Origin of the sequence: Luteimonas terrae, from assembly GCF_031457535.1 — a bacterium.
Classification (GTDB): domain Bacteria; phylum Pseudomonadota; class Gammaproteobacteria; order Xanthomonadales; family Xanthomonadaceae; genus Luteimonas; species Luteimonas terrae_A.
This window is the reverse complement of record NZ_JAVDWO010000001.1, coordinates 174,126-188,555: the sequence shown is the minus strand read 5'-3', so window position 1 is coordinate 188,555 and position 14,430 is coordinate 174,126. Positions and strand designations below refer to the sequence as shown.

General features: G+C 67.2%; 15 protein-coding genes. 1 reads left to right on the top strand and 14 read right to left on the bottom strand.

Features of this window, described 5'->3' with window-relative positions:
• Positions 1–45: 45 nt before the first annotated feature.
• The 8 genes from J2W68_RS00765 to J2W68_RS00730 form a co-directional block, all read right to left on the bottom strand.
• Complete coding sequence (locus J2W68_RS00765; RefSeq protein WP_310231684.1) at positions 46–2,448, bottom strand: TonB-dependent receptor domain-containing protein; 2,403 nt, start codon at positions 2,446–2,448, stop codon at positions 46–48.
• 669 nt (positions 2,449–3,117) lie between these two features.
• Positions 3,118–3,453, bottom strand: a complete 336-nt coding sequence (locus J2W68_RS00760; protein WP_310155359.1) for a non-heme iron oxygenase ferredoxin subunit — start codon at positions 3,451–3,453, stop codon at positions 3,118–3,120.
• Positions 3,450–3,989: a GNAT family N-acetyltransferase gene (locus J2W68_RS00755; RefSeq protein WP_310231681.1), complete on the bottom strand. Its 540-nt coding sequence runs from the start codon at positions 3,987–3,989 to the stop codon at positions 3,450–3,452. The genes J2W68_RS00760 and J2W68_RS00755 overlap by 4 nt, the downstream gene beginning before the upstream one ends.
• 112 nt (positions 3,990–4,101) lie before the next feature.
• Positions 4,102–5,385, bottom strand: coding sequence for a cysteine desulfurase (locus J2W68_RS00750; RefSeq protein ID WP_310231678.1), 1,284 nt, complete (start codon positions 5,383–5,385; stop codon positions 4,102–4,104).
• Entirely contained in the window at positions 5,382–6,620 is a 1,239-nt protein-coding gene (gene sufD, locus J2W68_RS00745) for a Fe-S cluster assembly protein SufD (RefSeq protein ID WP_310231675.1), read from the bottom strand. The genes J2W68_RS00750 and sufD overlap by 4 nt, the downstream gene beginning before the upstream one ends.
• Positions 6,620–7,384: a Fe-S cluster assembly ATPase SufC gene (gene sufC, locus J2W68_RS00740; protein ID WP_310231672.1), complete on the bottom strand. Its 765-nt coding sequence runs from the start codon at positions 7,382–7,384 to the stop codon at positions 6,620–6,622. The genes sufD and sufC overlap by 1 nt, the downstream gene beginning before the upstream one ends.
• A gap of 111 nt (positions 7,385–7,495) precedes the next feature.
• On the bottom strand, positions 7,496–8,953 hold the full coding sequence (sufB, locus tag J2W68_RS00735) for a Fe-S cluster assembly protein SufB (RefSeq protein ID WP_310155375.1): 1,458 nt from the start codon (positions 8,951–8,953) through the stop codon (positions 7,496–7,498).
• A gap of 16 nt (positions 8,954–8,969) precedes the next feature.
• On the bottom strand, positions 8,970–9,437 hold the full coding sequence (locus J2W68_RS00730) for an SUF system Fe-S cluster assembly regulator (protein ID WP_310155378.1): 468 nt from the start codon (positions 9,435–9,437) through the stop codon (positions 8,970–8,972).
• A 184-nt stretch (positions 9,438–9,621) separates the two neighbouring features.
• On the opposite strand from J2W68_RS00730, the gene J2W68_RS00725 reads away from it, so the two are divergent.
• Positions 9,622–10,116 carry an SET domain-containing protein gene (locus J2W68_RS00725; protein WP_310231669.1) on the top strand — a complete coding sequence of 165 codons (495 nt, stop codon included), beginning with the start codon at positions 9,622–9,624 and terminating at the stop codon, positions 10,114–10,116.
• Between the two features lie 334 nt (positions 10,117–10,450).
• On the opposite strand, the gene J2W68_RS00720 is transcribed toward J2W68_RS00725, so the two are convergent.
• The 6 genes from J2W68_RS00720 to J2W68_RS00695 all read right to left on the bottom strand — a co-directional run bounded on the left by J2W68_RS00720 (position 10,451) and on the right by J2W68_RS00695 (position 14,231).
• Complete coding sequence (locus J2W68_RS00720) at positions 10,451–11,167, bottom strand: hypothetical protein (protein WP_310231666.1); 717 nt, start codon at positions 11,165–11,167, stop codon at positions 10,451–10,453.
• Positions 11,157–11,717, bottom strand: coding sequence for a DUF1439 domain-containing protein (locus J2W68_RS00715; protein WP_310231663.1), 561 nt, complete (start codon positions 11,715–11,717; stop codon positions 11,157–11,159). Before J2W68_RS00715 ends, J2W68_RS00720 begins: the two co-directional genes overlap by 11 nt.
• A 66-nt stretch (positions 11,718–11,783) precedes the next feature.
• The gene (locus J2W68_RS00710; protein ID WP_310231661.1) at positions 11,784–12,218 is read right to left on the bottom strand and encodes a hypothetical protein; all 435 of its coding nucleotides are present in this window, start codon (positions 12,216–12,218) and stop codon (positions 11,784–11,786) included.
• Between the two features lie 38 nt (positions 12,219–12,256).
• Positions 12,257–12,802: a hypothetical protein gene (locus J2W68_RS00705; RefSeq protein WP_310231659.1), complete on the bottom strand. Its 546-nt coding sequence runs from the start codon at positions 12,800–12,802 to the stop codon at positions 12,257–12,259.
• A gap of 41 nt (positions 12,803–12,843) precedes the next feature.
• On the bottom strand, positions 12,844–13,485 hold the full coding sequence (locus J2W68_RS00700; RefSeq protein WP_310231658.1) for a M23 family metallopeptidase: 642 nt from the start codon (positions 13,483–13,485) through the stop codon (positions 12,844–12,846).
• A 104-nt stretch (positions 13,486–13,589) separates the two neighbouring features.
• The gene (locus J2W68_RS00695) at positions 13,590–14,231 is read right to left on the bottom strand and encodes a tellurite resistance TerB family protein (RefSeq protein ID WP_310231656.1); all 642 of its coding nucleotides are present in this window, start codon (positions 14,229–14,231) and stop codon (positions 13,590–13,592) included.
• Positions 14,232–14,430: the final 199 nt, after the last annotated feature.

Below are 14,430 nucleotides of genomic sequence, written 5' to 3'. Positions count from 1 at the left end.
GATGCCGAGCGAGGCATGGGATACAGCCACTTGGAGCCGGACGCTTTAGAACCGGACGTTGACGCTCAGCCAGAGACCGCGCGCCTTGTCCTTGTTGTTGTAGTGGTCGTAATAGAGGATCTCGTCGGTGCCGTCGAAGCCTGGAGTGCCATCGAGTTCGCGGAACTCGGTGTCGTAGGTAGTGAAGTCACGATCGAGCAGGTTGTTGATGCGCCCGTTGAAGGTGACCGACTCGTTGAGCTTGAACGACGCGCCGAGGTGCAGCACCTCGTAGTCCTTGTACGTCAGCACCTCCCCGGTGATGGCATGCAGGCCGCGATAGCGCTTGGACCGGGCTTCCGCGGTCAAGAACAGGTTGAAACGCTCGCTCGCCTGCCAGTCCAGCGTGGCGTTGGCCATGTGGCGCGCGCTGTTGCCGAGCGGGAGACCTGCCTCGCTGCCGCTCTTCTGCTCGCTGTCGGTGAAGGTGTAGTTCGCGCGGAAGCCGAATGCCTCGCTGATCTGCCAGCGACCAGCGACTTCGGCGCCCTGGATCACCACCTCGTCGATGTTGACCGTCCTGCTGCTCGACGCGTAGCCGATGTCGGCGAACTCGCCGGCGCTGGTACAGGTGAGGGTGGTGCCCGGACCACAGGACTGGGACGCGATCTTGTCGTCGAAGCTGTTGTGGAACAGGGTCAGGTTGAAGTTGTGGCCGTCCGGGCTCTGCCAGTAGACCGCCAGCTCGGTGCTGGTGCTGGTTTCCGGCTGCAGATCCGGGTTGCCGAACATCGGCAGCGTGCCCTGTGCACCGAACCCGATGACACCGTCGTAGAGCTGGGTGGTCTTGGGCGTCTTGAAACCGGTACTCACGCCGCCCTTGATCGTCCACTGCGGGCTCACGGTGTAGACGCCGTACAGCCGCGGGCTCAGGTGGTTGCCGAAGATCTCGTGATCATCCCAACGCAGGCCGGCGGTGAGCGCAAACGGCTCGGTGATGTACCAGGTGTCCTCGGCGAACAGCGAGTACATGTTGTGTTCCTGCTTCAGGCCCGGCGTGCCGCTTTCGATGCCGAAGATGCCGTCGGTCAGTTCGCCCTGGATCACCTGCGCACCGAACACGGCGGTGTGGTCGCCGGCCAGCTGAAACGGAATATCGAGCTTGGCGTCGAGCGTGTACTGCGCGCTCTCGAGCGTGCGCTTGGGGCGCGGCAGGAACGTGGATTCCGCGAGAGCGCGACGCTCGGCCAGCGACAGTCCGGCGTAGGGGCCGGTGCCGTCGATCATCCGCAGCAGTTCGGCGCGCTCGTCCACGGTGAAGGGCATCGTGCGGCCGTCGTTGTTGGTCGCTACATGCGACAGCGAGACGAAACTGTTGCCGAAGTCCCAGCGGCCTTCGTGGGTCAGCGACCACGCATCGCGGGTGAACTCCTGCACTGCGCCGTAGCCCACGCGCGGATTGGCGCGGCGTGCCCAGGTGCCGCCATTGGCGCTGCAGGCGTTCGCGTTCGCGCCGGCAGCGCCGAGGCAGAAGTTGCCGGCGGTGAAGATGCTGTTGATGTTGTCGACCGTGCCGACGGGGTATTCCTCGACGCCCTGGTCGTTGATCTTGATCGCGTTGTCGTACTCCTGGCGCGAAGTGTCGTAGTCCAGCGTCAGGCTCTGGTTCTCGGTCGGCATCCAGGCCAGCGTGATGCCGCCTGCCTTGTTGGTGTTGTCGACGGTCTTGCCGCCGCCGCCGAAGCCGAGCGGTCGCGTGCGCTCGACGCCGTCGGGATCAGTGATCGGCGCGTAGACCGGGTTCGACGCCTCACGGTCGTACCAGCTGGCACGCGCGCTGAGGTTGAGGACGCCCGGCACCAGCGGCCCGGTGACGAAAGCATCGACCGTGGTGTCGTCGCCGAATTCGCTGTCCTCGAACGAGCGACTGAGTGTCGCCGAGCCGTGCCAGGCATCGAGCACTTTCTTGGTGATGATGTTGATGACGCCGCCCATCGCATCTGCGCCGTAGAGCGTGGACGCCGGGCCGCGGATCACCTCGATGCGTTCGATCGCGTCCAGCGGCGGGATGTGGTTGAACTGGTTGCCGCCGAAGTTGTTGGGGTAGATGTCGCCGTGGTTGTTCTGGCGCTTGCCGTCCACCAGGATCAGCGTGTAGTCCGAGCCCATGCCGCGCATCGAGATCGAGCCTTGGCCGGTCTTGTCGCGCGTCTCGCCGACATCGATGCCTTCGATGTCGCGCACTGCATCGAGCAGCGTCATGTAGGGGCGCTTGGTCAGGTCTTCCTGGGTGATGACGCTGATGCTCGCGGGCGCGTCGGTGAGCTTCTGTTCGAAGCCGGCGGCGGTGACGACGATGGTGTCGAAGTCGGTGGCCGACGCCGCCGGGGCACTGTCGGCGAGCGCGGGCGCCGACAACAGGCCCAGCAGGGCGATGGCGAGCGGGCGACGGATCGGGAAACGGGTCATGGAGGTCTCGTTGGACGGAGTCGAAGCGCGGCGTGGCGTCGGCTGGCCGGTGTGGAAATGCAAGGGCGTGTGGCCAGCCGCGCGATGCCGCACAACGGTTGCGCGAAGATCGGTCGGCACGCCGGCGGGGCCGGCAGGCGGTTTCAGCGTGGCGGCGCCCGTCCGCGATGCTGGCGACCGCGGGATGCTGTTGGGCGCCGTGATGTGCGGACAAGGCGTGGGCGATGCGCATGCGGGCGCGATCGACGTGGGGAAGCAGGCAGCGCGGAAACGCCTGCGAGCGAAGTGGGCGCCTCGGTCGGCGTCGCGGATCGAGGCGCGGCCCGCGTCGTGCGCGCGGCCGACAGGGCTTCTGGGACAACCGGTACTTCGCCGCCCTGCTCAAGGGCTGGGGCCTGGGGCAACGCGTCGTTGGACAGCGTGGCGGCTACTGCCGGTCCCAGCGTGGCAGCCCAGACCATCATCACGCACAGCAGCACGGCCGTGGTGCTGCGCAACGTGCCTGCCGCGCGCAGGCGCGCGGTGAACTGTGCGATCGATGGTCGAATGCCCTGCGGCACGTGGATCCCCCGGCAGGCCGAATGCCCGCCGACGAATCTTAACCGAGAATGATTCTCGACATCAAAGGATAACGATTCCTTTTGCGGTCAGGTCGCGCTGTCGGGCGTGTCAGTCGCGGTCGTCTCGCGTCCAGACGCCGCCGTGTTCGACCTTGGTCGGAAACTTCGCCACCGGTTCATACGCCGGTGCACACAGGGCACGGCCATCGCGTACGTCGAACTTCGCACCATGCAGTACGCATTCGATCGTGCCGGTTGCCGCATCGAATGCGCCGCCACTCGAAAGACCGAAGTCCTCGTGGCTGCACTGGTCCTCGAGCGCGTACAGCGCGCCGTCGAGGTTGAAGACGATGATCGGCACGCTGGTGATCTCGTCAAAGGTGGTGCGCATCTCACCTGGCAACAGCTCGGCAGTGGCGCAGACGAAGGTCCAGGTCTCGCTCATGGTGCAACTCCAAAGGTCTTCTCCAGCACTTCGAAGCGCAGGTCCTCGCGGCGCGGAATGCCGAAGCGGGTGTCGCCGTAGGGAAACGGCTTGTGCACGCCGGTGCGGCGGTAGCCACGGCGCACGTAGAAGGCGATCAGCGCATCACGCACGTCGATGACGGCCATGCGCATGCCGGGCAGGCGCCATTCGTCGCGGGCGATGCGCTCGCATTCGCGCAGCAGGGCGTCACCGGTGCCCCGGCCCTGGAGCGTGGGGTCGACCGCGAACATGCCGAAGTAGCCGAAACCATCCTCGATCGCGACGTGCGCGCAGGCGAGTGGGCGACCGTCTGCGCCATCGATCACGACGACGCGGCTGTCGGGACGGACGATGTCGCGCGCCAGTACATCGGGATCGATGCGCGCGCCGTCGAGCAGGTCGGCTTCCGTGGTCCAGCCGCTGCGGCTGGATTCGCCGCGGTACGCGGACGTCACCAGGTTGACGAGGGCGGGGACATCGAGGGGCGTGGCGGTGCGGAACACGGGAGCGGACATGGCGGCGGTAGAAGTCGTGACGCCCGCATTATCCCGCGCTGGCTACGCGACTGCGCGCGCGGAGTCATGGTGGCGGCTTCTCAGGCTGCGTTGCAGGTGCGCAGGCGCCGCGTCACGCCAGCAGCAGGCGCACCTTGCGCAGCGCGGCGACGAAGGCGTCGATCTCCTCGTGCGTGTTGTAGAACGCGGGCGATGCGCGGCAGGTGGCGGCGACGCCGTAGAACTGCAGCAACGGGTGCGCGCAGTGCTGGCCGGAGCGGATCGCGACGCCTTCGAGATCCAGCAGTGTGGCGAGATCGTGCGCGTGCGCGCCTTCGATCAGGAACGACACGACCGCGGCCTTGTCCGGCGCAGTGCCGAAGATGCGCAGGCCGTCGATCTCCTGCAGCGATCCGGTGAGATGCGCGAGCAACTCGGCCTCGCGGCGCTCGACGTGGTCCATGCCGAGCCGGTCGAGATAGTCGACTGCGGCGCCGAGTCCGACGAAGCCGGCGATGTTCGGCGTGCCGGCTTCGAAGCGATGCGGCGGGTCGTTGTAGACCGTCTTCTCGAAGCTGACTTCCTTGATCATCTCGCCGCCGCCGAGAAACGGCGGCATGGCCTGCAGATGCTCGCGGCGCGCCCACAGCGCGCCGGTACCGGTCGGGCCACACATCTTGTGGCCGGTGAAGGCGTAGAAATCGCAGCCGAGCGCGGCGACATCGACGCGGCGATGCGGCACGGCCTGGGAGCCGTCGATGACCGTGACGATGCCGCGCTTGCGCGCGCCGCGGCAGATCTCGCGGACCGGGTTCACGGTGCCGAGCACATTGGACACGTGGGCCAGCGCGAGCAGTTTGACGTCGGGCGTCATCGCGCGGCGGAGCGCGTCGAGGTCGAGCGTGCCGTCCTCCAGAATCTCGGCCACGCGCACCGTCGCACCGGTGCGCTCGGCGACGAGCTGCCACGGCACGATGTTGGCGTGATGCTCCATGCGCGAGACAAGGATCGTGTCGCCGGCCTTCAGCCGCGGCAGCGCCCAGGAATAGGCGACCAGATTGATCGCAAACGTCGTGCCGCTGCACAGCACGAGTTCATCGCTGCGCACATTGAGGAACCGCGCAAGCTTCGTGCGCGTGCCTTCAAAAGCCTCGGTCGCCTCTGTGCCGAGCTGGTGCACGGCGCGGCTGACGTTGGCGTTCTGCCGCCGGTAAAACCCGTCGACGGCTTCGATCACCGATGCCGGCTTCTGGCCGGTGTTCGCGTTGTCGAAATAGACCAGCGGCTTGCCGTGGACCTCGCGCAGCAACAGCGGAAAGTCCGCACGCACCGCGGCCCAGTCGACGCTGCCGTCGCGCGCGACCGGCGCGCTGGGCGCATCGAACGGCGGCGTCAGCGGTGGCAGGGTGGCGCTCATACGAGCGCGAGCCCCGACAGCACGCGATCGAGGCCGGCCTCGGCGTGTGCACGCAGGGCGGGATCGGTGATCGTCGACAGCGGCTCGCGCACGAACGCGGCGGTCAGCAGGCGCTGGGCGTCCGGGGCCGGCAGTCCGCGCGAACGCAGATAGAACAAGGCCCCCGGATCGAGCTGGCCGACGGTCGCGCCATGCGCGGCCTGCACCTCGTCGGCGTGGATCACCAGCACCGGCTGGGTGTCGATCTCGGCCGTGGGCGACAGCAGCAGGTTCTTGTTCGACAGGCGGGCGTCGGTACCGTCGGCGCCGGCATCGATGGTGATGCCGCCATGGAACACGACGCGACCGCGCTGGTCGCCGATCCCCCGCCACTTGAGTTCACAGGCGGTGTTCTTCGCTATGTGGCGGATGCCCAGACGCGTATCGACGTGCGCGCGGCCGCCGGCCAGCAGCACACCGTTTGCGGTCAGACGCGCGTCGTCGCCGAGCAGGCGCACATCGAGTTCGTGACGCGACAGCGCGCCGCCGGCCTCGACATCGACGCGGGTGTAGACCGATGCGGTCTGCAGTTCGGCATCGGTACGCAGGAAGCTGGTCGCGCCATTGCCGCGGTGCTGCAGGCGGACGTGGTGCAGCTCGGCGCGGTCGGCGACACGCACCGAGATCACGGTGTTGTCGAGATGGCGGTGCGCCCCGGCGTCGAGGTGATGCTCGACCAGGGTCAGCGACGCGCCTTCGCCGAGCGTGATGTGGTGGCGCAGATGCCAGGCGAGGTCGCCCTCGGCAGGCGCGCCGACGAACACCAGATGCACGGGCGTCTCGACGCGGGCACCGGCCTCGATGGAGATCGACGCGCCGTCACGGGCGAGTGCGCCGTTGAGGCGGGCGAACACGGCGTCGTCGCGATTGTCGATCTGGGGCAGCGTGCCGGCATCGGCGAGCGTGCCGATCGACAGGCCGGCGACGGTGGCGCCCGCATCGGACAGCGCTGCGGACAGGCGACCGTTGACGAAGACCAGGCGCGGCGCGGGAATCGCGGCCAGCAGATCCGCATCGACGGCAGTATCGGCCTGCGGCACGACGAAGCTGCGACGCTCCAGTGCGCGCAGCGAGGTGTACTTCCAGGCCTCGCTGCGCGGGCCGGGCAGGCCGGTGGCGAGCGTCGCGTCGAGGGCCGCGCGACGTGCGTCGTTGCCTTTGAATCCGGCGGCGAGAGAGTCGAGCAGGACACTCATCAGACAGCGGTCTCCGGCGCGACGCGATCCTTGATCCAGGTGTAGCCCTTCTCTTCAAGCTGCAGCGCAAGTTCCGGACCCCCGGTCTGCACGATGCGGCCGTTGGCCAGCACGTGCACGACATCCGGCTTGATGTAGTCGAGCAGGCGCTGGTAATGCGTGATCACGATGAAGGCGCGCTCACTCGAACGCAGCGCGTTGACGCCGTCGGCGACGTTCTTCAGCGCGTCGATGTCGAGGCCCGAGTCGGTCTCGTCGAGGATCGCCAGCTTCGGCTCGAGCACGGCCAGCTGGAAGATCTCGTTGCGCTTCTTCTCGCCGCCCGAGAAGCCTTCGTTGACGCCGCGGTGCAGCAGGCGGTCGTCGAGATGCAGCACGGCCAGCTTCTCGCGCACCAGCTTGAGGAACTGCATCGAGTCGAGTTCTTCCTCACCGCGTGCCTTGCGCTGCGCGTTGAGCGCGCTGCGCAGGAAGTAGGTGTTGTTCACGCCCGGAATCTCGACCGGATACTGGAACGCGAGGAACACGCCAGCCGCGGCGCGCTCTTCGGGTTCGAGCGCCAGCAGATCCTGGCCCTGGAACGCGACCGTACCGTCGGTGACCTCGTACCCGTCGCGACCGGCGAGCAGGTTGCCCAGCGTCGATTTGCCGGCGCCGTTGGGCCCCATGATCGCGTGGACTTCGCCCGGCTTCACGTGCAGCGAAAGGCCCTTGAGGATTTCGCGCTCGTTGATGGAGGCGTGGAGGTTGTCGATATTGAGCATAGGGATTCGAAATTCGGGATTGGGGATTCGGAAAAAGCGGGGAACCTGACTGCGGTTGGGCTCTTGCGAATCCCGAATCCCGTAGTCCGAATCCCGAAGGTTCGGCCGGCGTCAGCCGACCGAGCCTTCCAGCGACACGTCGAGCAGCTTCTTGGCCTCGACGGCGAACTCCATCGGCAGTTCGCGGAAGACCTGCTTGCAGAAGCCGTCGACGATCAGGCTGACCGCGTCTTCTTCGCTGATGCCGCGCGTGCGGCAATAGAACAGCTGGTCGTCGCTGATCTTCGAGGTGGTGGCCTCGTGCTCGACGGTCGCACCGGGGTGCTTGACCTCGATATACGGGAACGTGTGCGCGCCGCACTGCTTGCCGATCAGCAGCGAATCGCACTGGGTGTAGTTGCGCGCGCCCTCGGCGCCCGCGCCGATCTTGACCAGGCCGCGATAGGTGTTCTGCCCGCGACCGGCGCTGATGCCCTTGCTGACGATCTTCGACTTGGTGCGCTTGCCGACGTGGATCATCTTGGTGCCGGTGTCGGCCTGCTGGCGGTGGTGCGTCAGCGCGACCGAGTGGAACTCGCCGCTCGAGTCATCGCCGAGCAACACGCAGGACGGGTACTTCCAGGTGATCGCAGAACCGGTCTCGACCTGCGCCCAGACCACGCGGCTGCGGTCGCCGCGACATTCCGCGCGCTTGGTCACGAAGTTGTAGATGCCGCCCTTGCCGTTCTCGTCGCCGGGATACCAATTCTGCACCGTCGAATACTTGATCTCGGCGTCTTCCAGTGCGACCAGCTCGACGACCGCCGCATGCAGCTGGTTCTCGTCGCGCATCGGCGCGGTGCAGCCTTCGAGGTAGGACACGTAGGCCTTGTCCTCGCAGATGATCAGCGTGCGCTCGAACTGGCCGGTGTGGCCGGCATTGATACGGAAGTAGGTGGAGAGTTCCATCGGGCAACGCACGCCCTTGGGAATGAACACGAAGCTGCCATCGGAGAACACGGCCGAGTTCAGCGCGGCAAAATAGTTGTCGCCGACCGGCACCACGCTGCCCAGATACTGCTTCACCAGCTCCGGATGATCGGCGATCGCCTCGGACATCGAGCAGAAGATCACGCCCTTCTCGGCGAGCTCCTTCTTGAACGTCGTACCGACCGAAACCGAATCGAACACCGCGTCGACGGCGACGCCGGCGAGCCTGGCGCGCTCATGCAACGGCACGCCGAGCTTGTCGTAGGTGTCGAGCAGCTCCTGCGGCACGTCGTCGAGCGAGGCGTACTTGGCTTTGGGCGCGGAGTAGTAGCTGACCGACTGGAAATCGATCGGCGCGATCGACAGCTTGGCCCAGTGCGGCACCGGCATGGTCAGCCAGTGGCGATAGGCGGCGAGGCGCCATTCGGTCATCCATTCGGGCTCTTCCTTCTTCGCAGACAAGGCGCGGACGACGTCCTCGTCGAGACCGGGCGGAAAGCTGTCGGACTCGATGTCGGTGATGAAGCCGGCGTCATAGCGACGGCCGAGCTGCTCGTGAATTTCTGCGTTCGCAATCGGTTCTGCGATGTCGGTGGCCATGGGGGCTGCCTACTGTCTATGCGGAAGCGAGGCGGGCGTCGATGCGCTTCGCGTCGGCTTCGGTGGAAAGGGGGGTGGCGCGTGCATCGCCGAGCATCTGCGCCAGCGTCACGCTGCGCAGCGCATTGGCGACGACGTCGTTGATGCGCAACCAGTTGGTGCGGACACCACACTTGGCGGAAATGCCGCACTGGCCGTCGTGCAGACTGCATTCGGTCATCGCCAGCGGACCTTCCATGGCTTCGATGATCTCGACCAGGCTGATCGCCGTTGCCGGACGCGCCAGCCGGTAGCCGCCGTTGGTACCGCGAAAGCCCTCGACAAGACCGGCCTGTGCCAGCGGCTTGAGCAGCTTGCTGACCGTCGGTGACTCGAGCCCGGCCTGGTCCGCCAGGTCGGCCGCACTCATGACCGTCTCCGGCCGTGCGGCCAGCACGGTCAGTACAACGGTGGCGTAATCGGTGAGCTTGGTGACACGGAGCATTGCGGGCGGGGGCGACCGGGCGAGCGTCGTAGGAAAGCGGACCAAAATTGTACGCTTTTGGGTCCGTCAGCTCAATGAGACTGGCGGCCTGCGTTCATCGCACCGCGTGGCGGAGACGCGTGCACGCTGGCGGGTCGCCGGCTTGTTGGCCACAATGCGGGCTCACTCCGCCATGGAATCCGCAATGCCCAAGACGCCGAAGAAGCCCAAGACGCCGAAGAAGATCGAGGCGCGTCTGTCGAGCATCCACGGCAATGGCGTGTTCGCGACCGAGGCCATCGCCAAGGGCGAACGGATTGTCCGCTACAAGGGCCGGCTGCGTACGCACGACGAGGTCGATGCGGCGTATGGCGACGTGGACGAAGACGGTCACACGTTCCTGTTCACGCTCAACGACGAGTACGTGATCGACGCGAACGAGAGCGGCAACATCGCGCGCTGGATCAACCACAGCTGCGCACCGAACTGCGAAGCGGTTGTGCAAGAGGATCCAAAGGAACGCCGGCACAAAGACAAGGTCTTCATCGAGGCGACGCGCAACATCGCCGCCGGCGAAGAGCTGGCCTACAACTACGGCATCACCCTTGCCGAGCGCCACACGCCCAAGCTCAAGCAGCTGTGGGGTTGCCGCTGCGGTTCGAAGAAGTGCACCGGCACGATGCTGCAGCCGAAGAAATGATGGTGTCTTCCGCGTAGCGGAGGACGCATGTGCCCCTCCCCCTCTGGGGAGAAGCGACACGTTTGCGAGCCACTGGCTCGCGTGGCGAGGAACGCCCTCCCAGCTCGCGAGGGCCGGGGGCTCGAAGCGCGGGGAGAACCATCGGCGGATGCCGATGGTGGGATGAGGGCAGGGGCTTGACCGGGATTCGCTGGCAGCAATTAGAACAGGCGCTCGCTGATCCCCGCACGAAGCCACAACCCTCACCCGACGCGCTGCGCGCGTCGACCTCTCCCAAAGGGAGAGGTGTTCATCAATCTTCAGTGGCGCATCCAGTCTCGAAACGCGTCGCGCATCACGGCGCCGCAGACACTTCCCGCAGATCCGCCGACGCAATCCGCCATGTGCGTTGCGCGTCACTGGCGCCGTCGACCATTGCGCGGCGCAGGACCAGGACGTAGCGGCCTTCGAAACGGCGGCTGCTGCCGTCGGTCTGCTGGGCACGGAGCGAGACCGGTACCTCGATGAAGCGCGAGCCGGCGGCGGCCTCGACCGCGCCCGGTGCGCCGATGTCGACCATCACCACCGAGGTATCGCCGAAGCCTGCAGCGAACTGCTCGGGCGACTGCCCGCTGGCGCGGCCACCGTCCGACCATAGTGCGTAGGCGCGCGCGTAATCGACCGCATTGATCGCCGCGTAGTAGGTGCGGATCACCGCCGCCGCTTCCTCGGGTGTCGGTTCCGGGCCGGCGACTGCAGTCTCGCCCGGCACGCCGGCCAGGCCGGTTTCCGGGTTGTCCTCGAGCGGCAGCAGGGCATCTTCCTCGATACCGGCTTCGGGCAGCGGCTGTTCGCCGCCGAGCGGGATGTTGCCGGGGCCCGGCTCTCCGCTCAGGCCGGTGACGCCGCCCGCGTTCTGCTGCGGCTGGGGCAGCGGGCCGTCTGTCGACTGGCCCGACGCTGCGGCATCGACGCGTGCCGCATCGCGGTCGCATGCACCGAGAGCGCACACCAGGGCGAATGCGACGGCCAGGGCGGCGCCGTGCCGCAAGCAGCCGCGGTCAGCGCGCAAGATGCACCACCACGCGGCCATCGGTGATTTCGACGTTGCCGATGCGCTTGCCCGAGGGCAGCTTCGACAGCAGATCGTCGTCAAGGCGATAGACCGGCTCGCTGCGCGCGTACTCCGACAGCAGACTGTTGACGATGCCGCGCGCGCCGCCCTTGAGCAGGGCGTTGGAGCCGGGCAGATCGAACTGCAGCAGCTCGGGATCCTCGAGATGCAGGCCGCGGGTCGCGGGGTCGTAGCGCAGGCCGCTCACCAGAGAAAGACGGCCCGGGCGGTCATCCGCCGCCACGCCGCCGACGCCGAGGTCGAAATCCAGCCGCAGGCGGCGGTTGCCCTGCGGAATCGTCAGGTGCGGATTGTCGAGCGTGACCGACACCAGGCCGCCGAGCTTGTCGAACGTGCGCGGAAAACGTGTGTCGAGCTGGCGCTGCAGCTGCGGCGTGGTGAACGCGACCTGGTCGTTGAGCCAGGCCGAGACGACACCGAGCGAGGTGCAGGCGGTGACGACGAGCAGCAGCACGGCTGCAGCGGACAGATGCAGGGGACGGCGCATGGCACGCTCCGGAACGACGATGGAGGCACCCTACGCAGGTGCTGTGAATACGGGATTAGCGGCGCATCAGTCCGGCGCGGGTGCCAGCGGGCGGCGGTGCGGCTGCAGCCACGCGAGCAGCAGGCCGAGCAGCAGCATCGCGATGACATCGAAGACGATCTGCTTCAGCGACAGCGCCAATGGAAACGGCTGGCCCGCATGCGCGAGCAGATGCCAGGGCACGAAGGAGACCAGTGCGATCGCGAGGCCGAAGCGCGCGCCGTGCCAGCGCTTGCTGCGATGGGGCGGCGGAAGCCAGCGATAGAGCCAGGTCATCGAGAGACCCAGCGACAGGTAGGCGAGCAGGATCCAGCCGACCTGCGCGTTCGCGTCGGACTGTGGGCGGAACAGATGGGCGAGGGCGAGATAGTCGTCGCGCAGCAGCAGGCCGTGCACGAAAAAGCCCAGCGCCAGCGCGGTGGCGGAGATCGTGAAGCCGCAGATCCAGAACCGTTTGTCCATCACAGGGTGTCCAGAAGAGTCGTGTCGCGTGGATCAGGTTAGCGTTGCGCAGGTGACGGATCGATGGACGCGGCGGTGATGCGCCAGGCCTCGCCGTCTCGGCGCAGATCGTAATGCCCGGTGTAGCGTCGCAGCGGTCCCTGCCCGCCGATGCGCAGGCGCACCGGTACACGCAGCGCGGTGGGCACCGGCGCGGCATCCAGCGGCTGCGGGCGTTCGTTGTCGACCCGCAACCCGGTCACGCCTTCGAGCGTACGCAGATCCGCCTCGCCCTGCGTCGCGGGACGGCCGTGGATCCACAAAGCGTCGGCTTCGCTGCGGTCGTCCTTGAACAGTGCGGCGAGATAGGCATGCACGGCCGAGACCGCGTCACGCATTGCGGCGTCGTGCGCCGCGCGCAGTTCGGCGCTCGCGGCTGGAGTGGTGGCGACAGGAGATACGCGGGTTGGGTCCGATGCGGAAGCTGAGGGCGCATCCGTCGACGGCACGTCGGCCGCATTGCGACGCAGTCCCTCCTGCAACGCGACGGCGATGCCGAGCGACACAATGGCCGCGATGACCAGCCACCAGGCGCGATGCGACATCCGATGTTCTCCGTGCGCCGCATGCGCGGCCTTCACGGATGCTAGCGCGCCGCGTCGCCGTTGTCGGCACCGTGCGCGCGCAACAGCGGCAGTGGATCGAACGCGCCGTCGCTGGCGTAGACGCCGTAGTGCAGATGCGGCGGCGTGCCACGCGCATTGCCGGTATCGCCGACGACGCCCAGCGCATCGCCGGGCCGCACGAGATCGCCGACTTCCAGAAGATCCGCGAAGCCATCGAGATGCGCGTAGTAATGACGCTGCCGACCCGGACCCATCACCCAGACCTGCTTGCCGCCCAGGCCGCCCTCGCGCACGCCAACGACGAGCCCATCGGTCGTGCTGCGTACCGGGGTGCCGCGCGGCGCGAAGATGTCGACGCCTTCGTGCTGGCGGTCGCTGCCGCGCGGCGCGCCGTAGGTATCGGCGACGCGCGATGCGCGTACGCCGTCGACCGGCATCGGTAACGATTCCGGTGCAGGCGCTGCCGAGAGCGCGGCGATCGCGCGCGGCTTCGCCATGAAGGGCTGGTGCCAGGCCCAGTAGCCGGCGGCCGCGAACAAGGCCGCCCAGAACACGAAGCGCAAGGTCGCGCGCAGCTGCGGCGTGTAGTCGCGACGCGGCTTGCGGGTGGACTTCGGTGCGACCGGCGGTGCGGACTCGGGTGTGGGATCGGGCTCGGGCATGGCGTCAGGGTCGCAGGCGGCGCGCGAAGCCCGAGTCAGTGCGCTGGCCAGCGCAATGCAGAACGGCCTGCACAGGGCAGGCCGTTGCGGAGGTGCGGAGCGGCTCAGCGCGCTTCGGCGTTCGCCTTCACTTCCTGCTCGAGGCGCATCTTGAGCTCGGGTGCGAGCTTGAGCTGGCGCGCGAGTTCGTCGAGATAGCTGCGTTCCATGAAGCTGGTCTCGTCGGCCACGAGCACGCTGGCCAGATACATCTCCGAGGCGATCTCGGGCGTGGTCGCGGCGCTGGCGACTTCGGCAGGATCCAGCGGCTTTTCCAGTTCCGCATGCAGCCAGTGCTGCACGTCGGCGCCCTCGTCGATGCGCTTGAACTCGCCTTCGATGACTTCGCGCTCGCGCGCGTCGATATGGCCGTCGGCCTTCGCGGCGGCGACCAGTGCCTTGAGGATCGCCTGGCTGTGGATGTCGACCTGCGGCGCGGGCAGACGATCGACAGTCTGTGGCGGCGCGGCAGGCGCGCCGGCCTGCTGCCTCTGGTAATCACCGTAGGCCTTGTAGGCCATGACGCCGATCGCCGCGAGGCCGCCATACGTCGCGACCTTCCGCGTCTTCTTGTTCTTGCCGAGCAACAGGCCCAGCGCACCGCCGGTGGCCGCGCCCTTGCCGAAATCCGCATTGAGCAGGCTGCTGCCCGGCTTGCCGCCGGCCTGCGAGGTGAGCAGATGATTGAGAAAACCCTGGAAGCTCATCGTTCGATATCCATCGGTCGGGAGAAAACGGCGCCGAGCATGCGGCGGGATACGTTCACCGGATGTGCACGGTTTCCGGCCGCTACCCCGATCATTCAGAAGCGGATCGCCGGGCGTGTTCGAGGTAGACGAACGAATCTCTCGACACGACAGCCGCAGTCCCGCACACCCCCAAACGAAATCGGGACGGCCAAGGCCG

What these genes read in the sequence shown, in the direction of transcription:
- J2W68_RS00700 (WP_310231658.1), bottom strand. Translation starts at nt 13,485, where the DNA reads ATGCCCGAGCCCGATCCCACACCCGAGTCCGCACCGCCGGTCGCACCG.
- J2W68_RS00695 (WP_310231656.1), bottom strand. Translation starts at nt 14,231, where the DNA reads ATGAGCTTCCAGGGTTTTCTCAATCATCTGCTCACCTCGCAGGCCGGC.
- sufB (WP_310155375.1), bottom strand. Translation starts at nt 8,953, where the DNA reads ATGGCCACCGACATCGCAGAACCGATTGCGAACGCAGAAATTCACGAG.
- J2W68_RS00705 (WP_310231659.1), bottom strand. Translation starts at nt 12,802, where the DNA reads ATGTCGCATCGCGCCTGGTGGCTGGTCATCGCGGCCATTGTGTCGCTC.
- J2W68_RS00730 (WP_310155378.1), bottom strand. Translation starts at nt 9,437, where the DNA reads ATGCTCCGTGTCACCAAGCTCACCGATTACGCCACCGTTGTACTGACC.
- sufD (WP_310231675.1), bottom strand. Translation starts at nt 6,620, where the DNA reads ATGAGTGTCCTGCTCGACTCTCTCGCCGCCGGATTCAAAGGCAACGAC.
- J2W68_RS00755 (WP_310231681.1), bottom strand. Translation starts at nt 3,989, where the DNA reads ATGTCCGCTCCCGTGTTCCGCACCGCCACGCCCCTCGATGTCCCCGCC.
- J2W68_RS00765 (WP_310231684.1), bottom strand. Translation starts at nt 2,448, where the DNA reads ATGACCCGTTTCCCGATCCGTCGCCCGCTCGCCATCGCCCTGCTGGGC.
- J2W68_RS00725 (WP_310231669.1), top strand. Translation starts at nt 9,622, where the DNA reads ATGCCCAAGACGCCGAAGAAGCCCAAGACGCCGAAGAAGATCGAGGCG.
- J2W68_RS00760 (WP_310155359.1), bottom strand. Translation starts at nt 3,453, where the DNA reads ATGAGCGAGACCTGGACCTTCGTCTGCGCCACTGCCGAGCTGTTGCCA.
- J2W68_RS00710 (WP_310231661.1), bottom strand. Translation starts at nt 12,218, where the DNA reads ATGGACAAACGGTTCTGGATCTGCGGCTTCACGATCTCCGCCACCGCG.
- J2W68_RS00715 (WP_310231663.1), bottom strand. Translation starts at nt 11,717, where the DNA reads ATGCGCCGTCCCCTGCATCTGTCCGCTGCAGCCGTGCTGCTGCTCGTC.
- J2W68_RS00750 (WP_310231678.1), bottom strand. Translation starts at nt 5,385, where the DNA reads ATGAGCGCCACCCTGCCACCGCTGACGCCGCCGTTCGATGCGCCCAGC.
- sufC (WP_310231672.1), bottom strand. Translation starts at nt 7,384, where the DNA reads ATGCTCAATATCGACAACCTCCACGCCTCCATCAACGAGCGCGAAATC.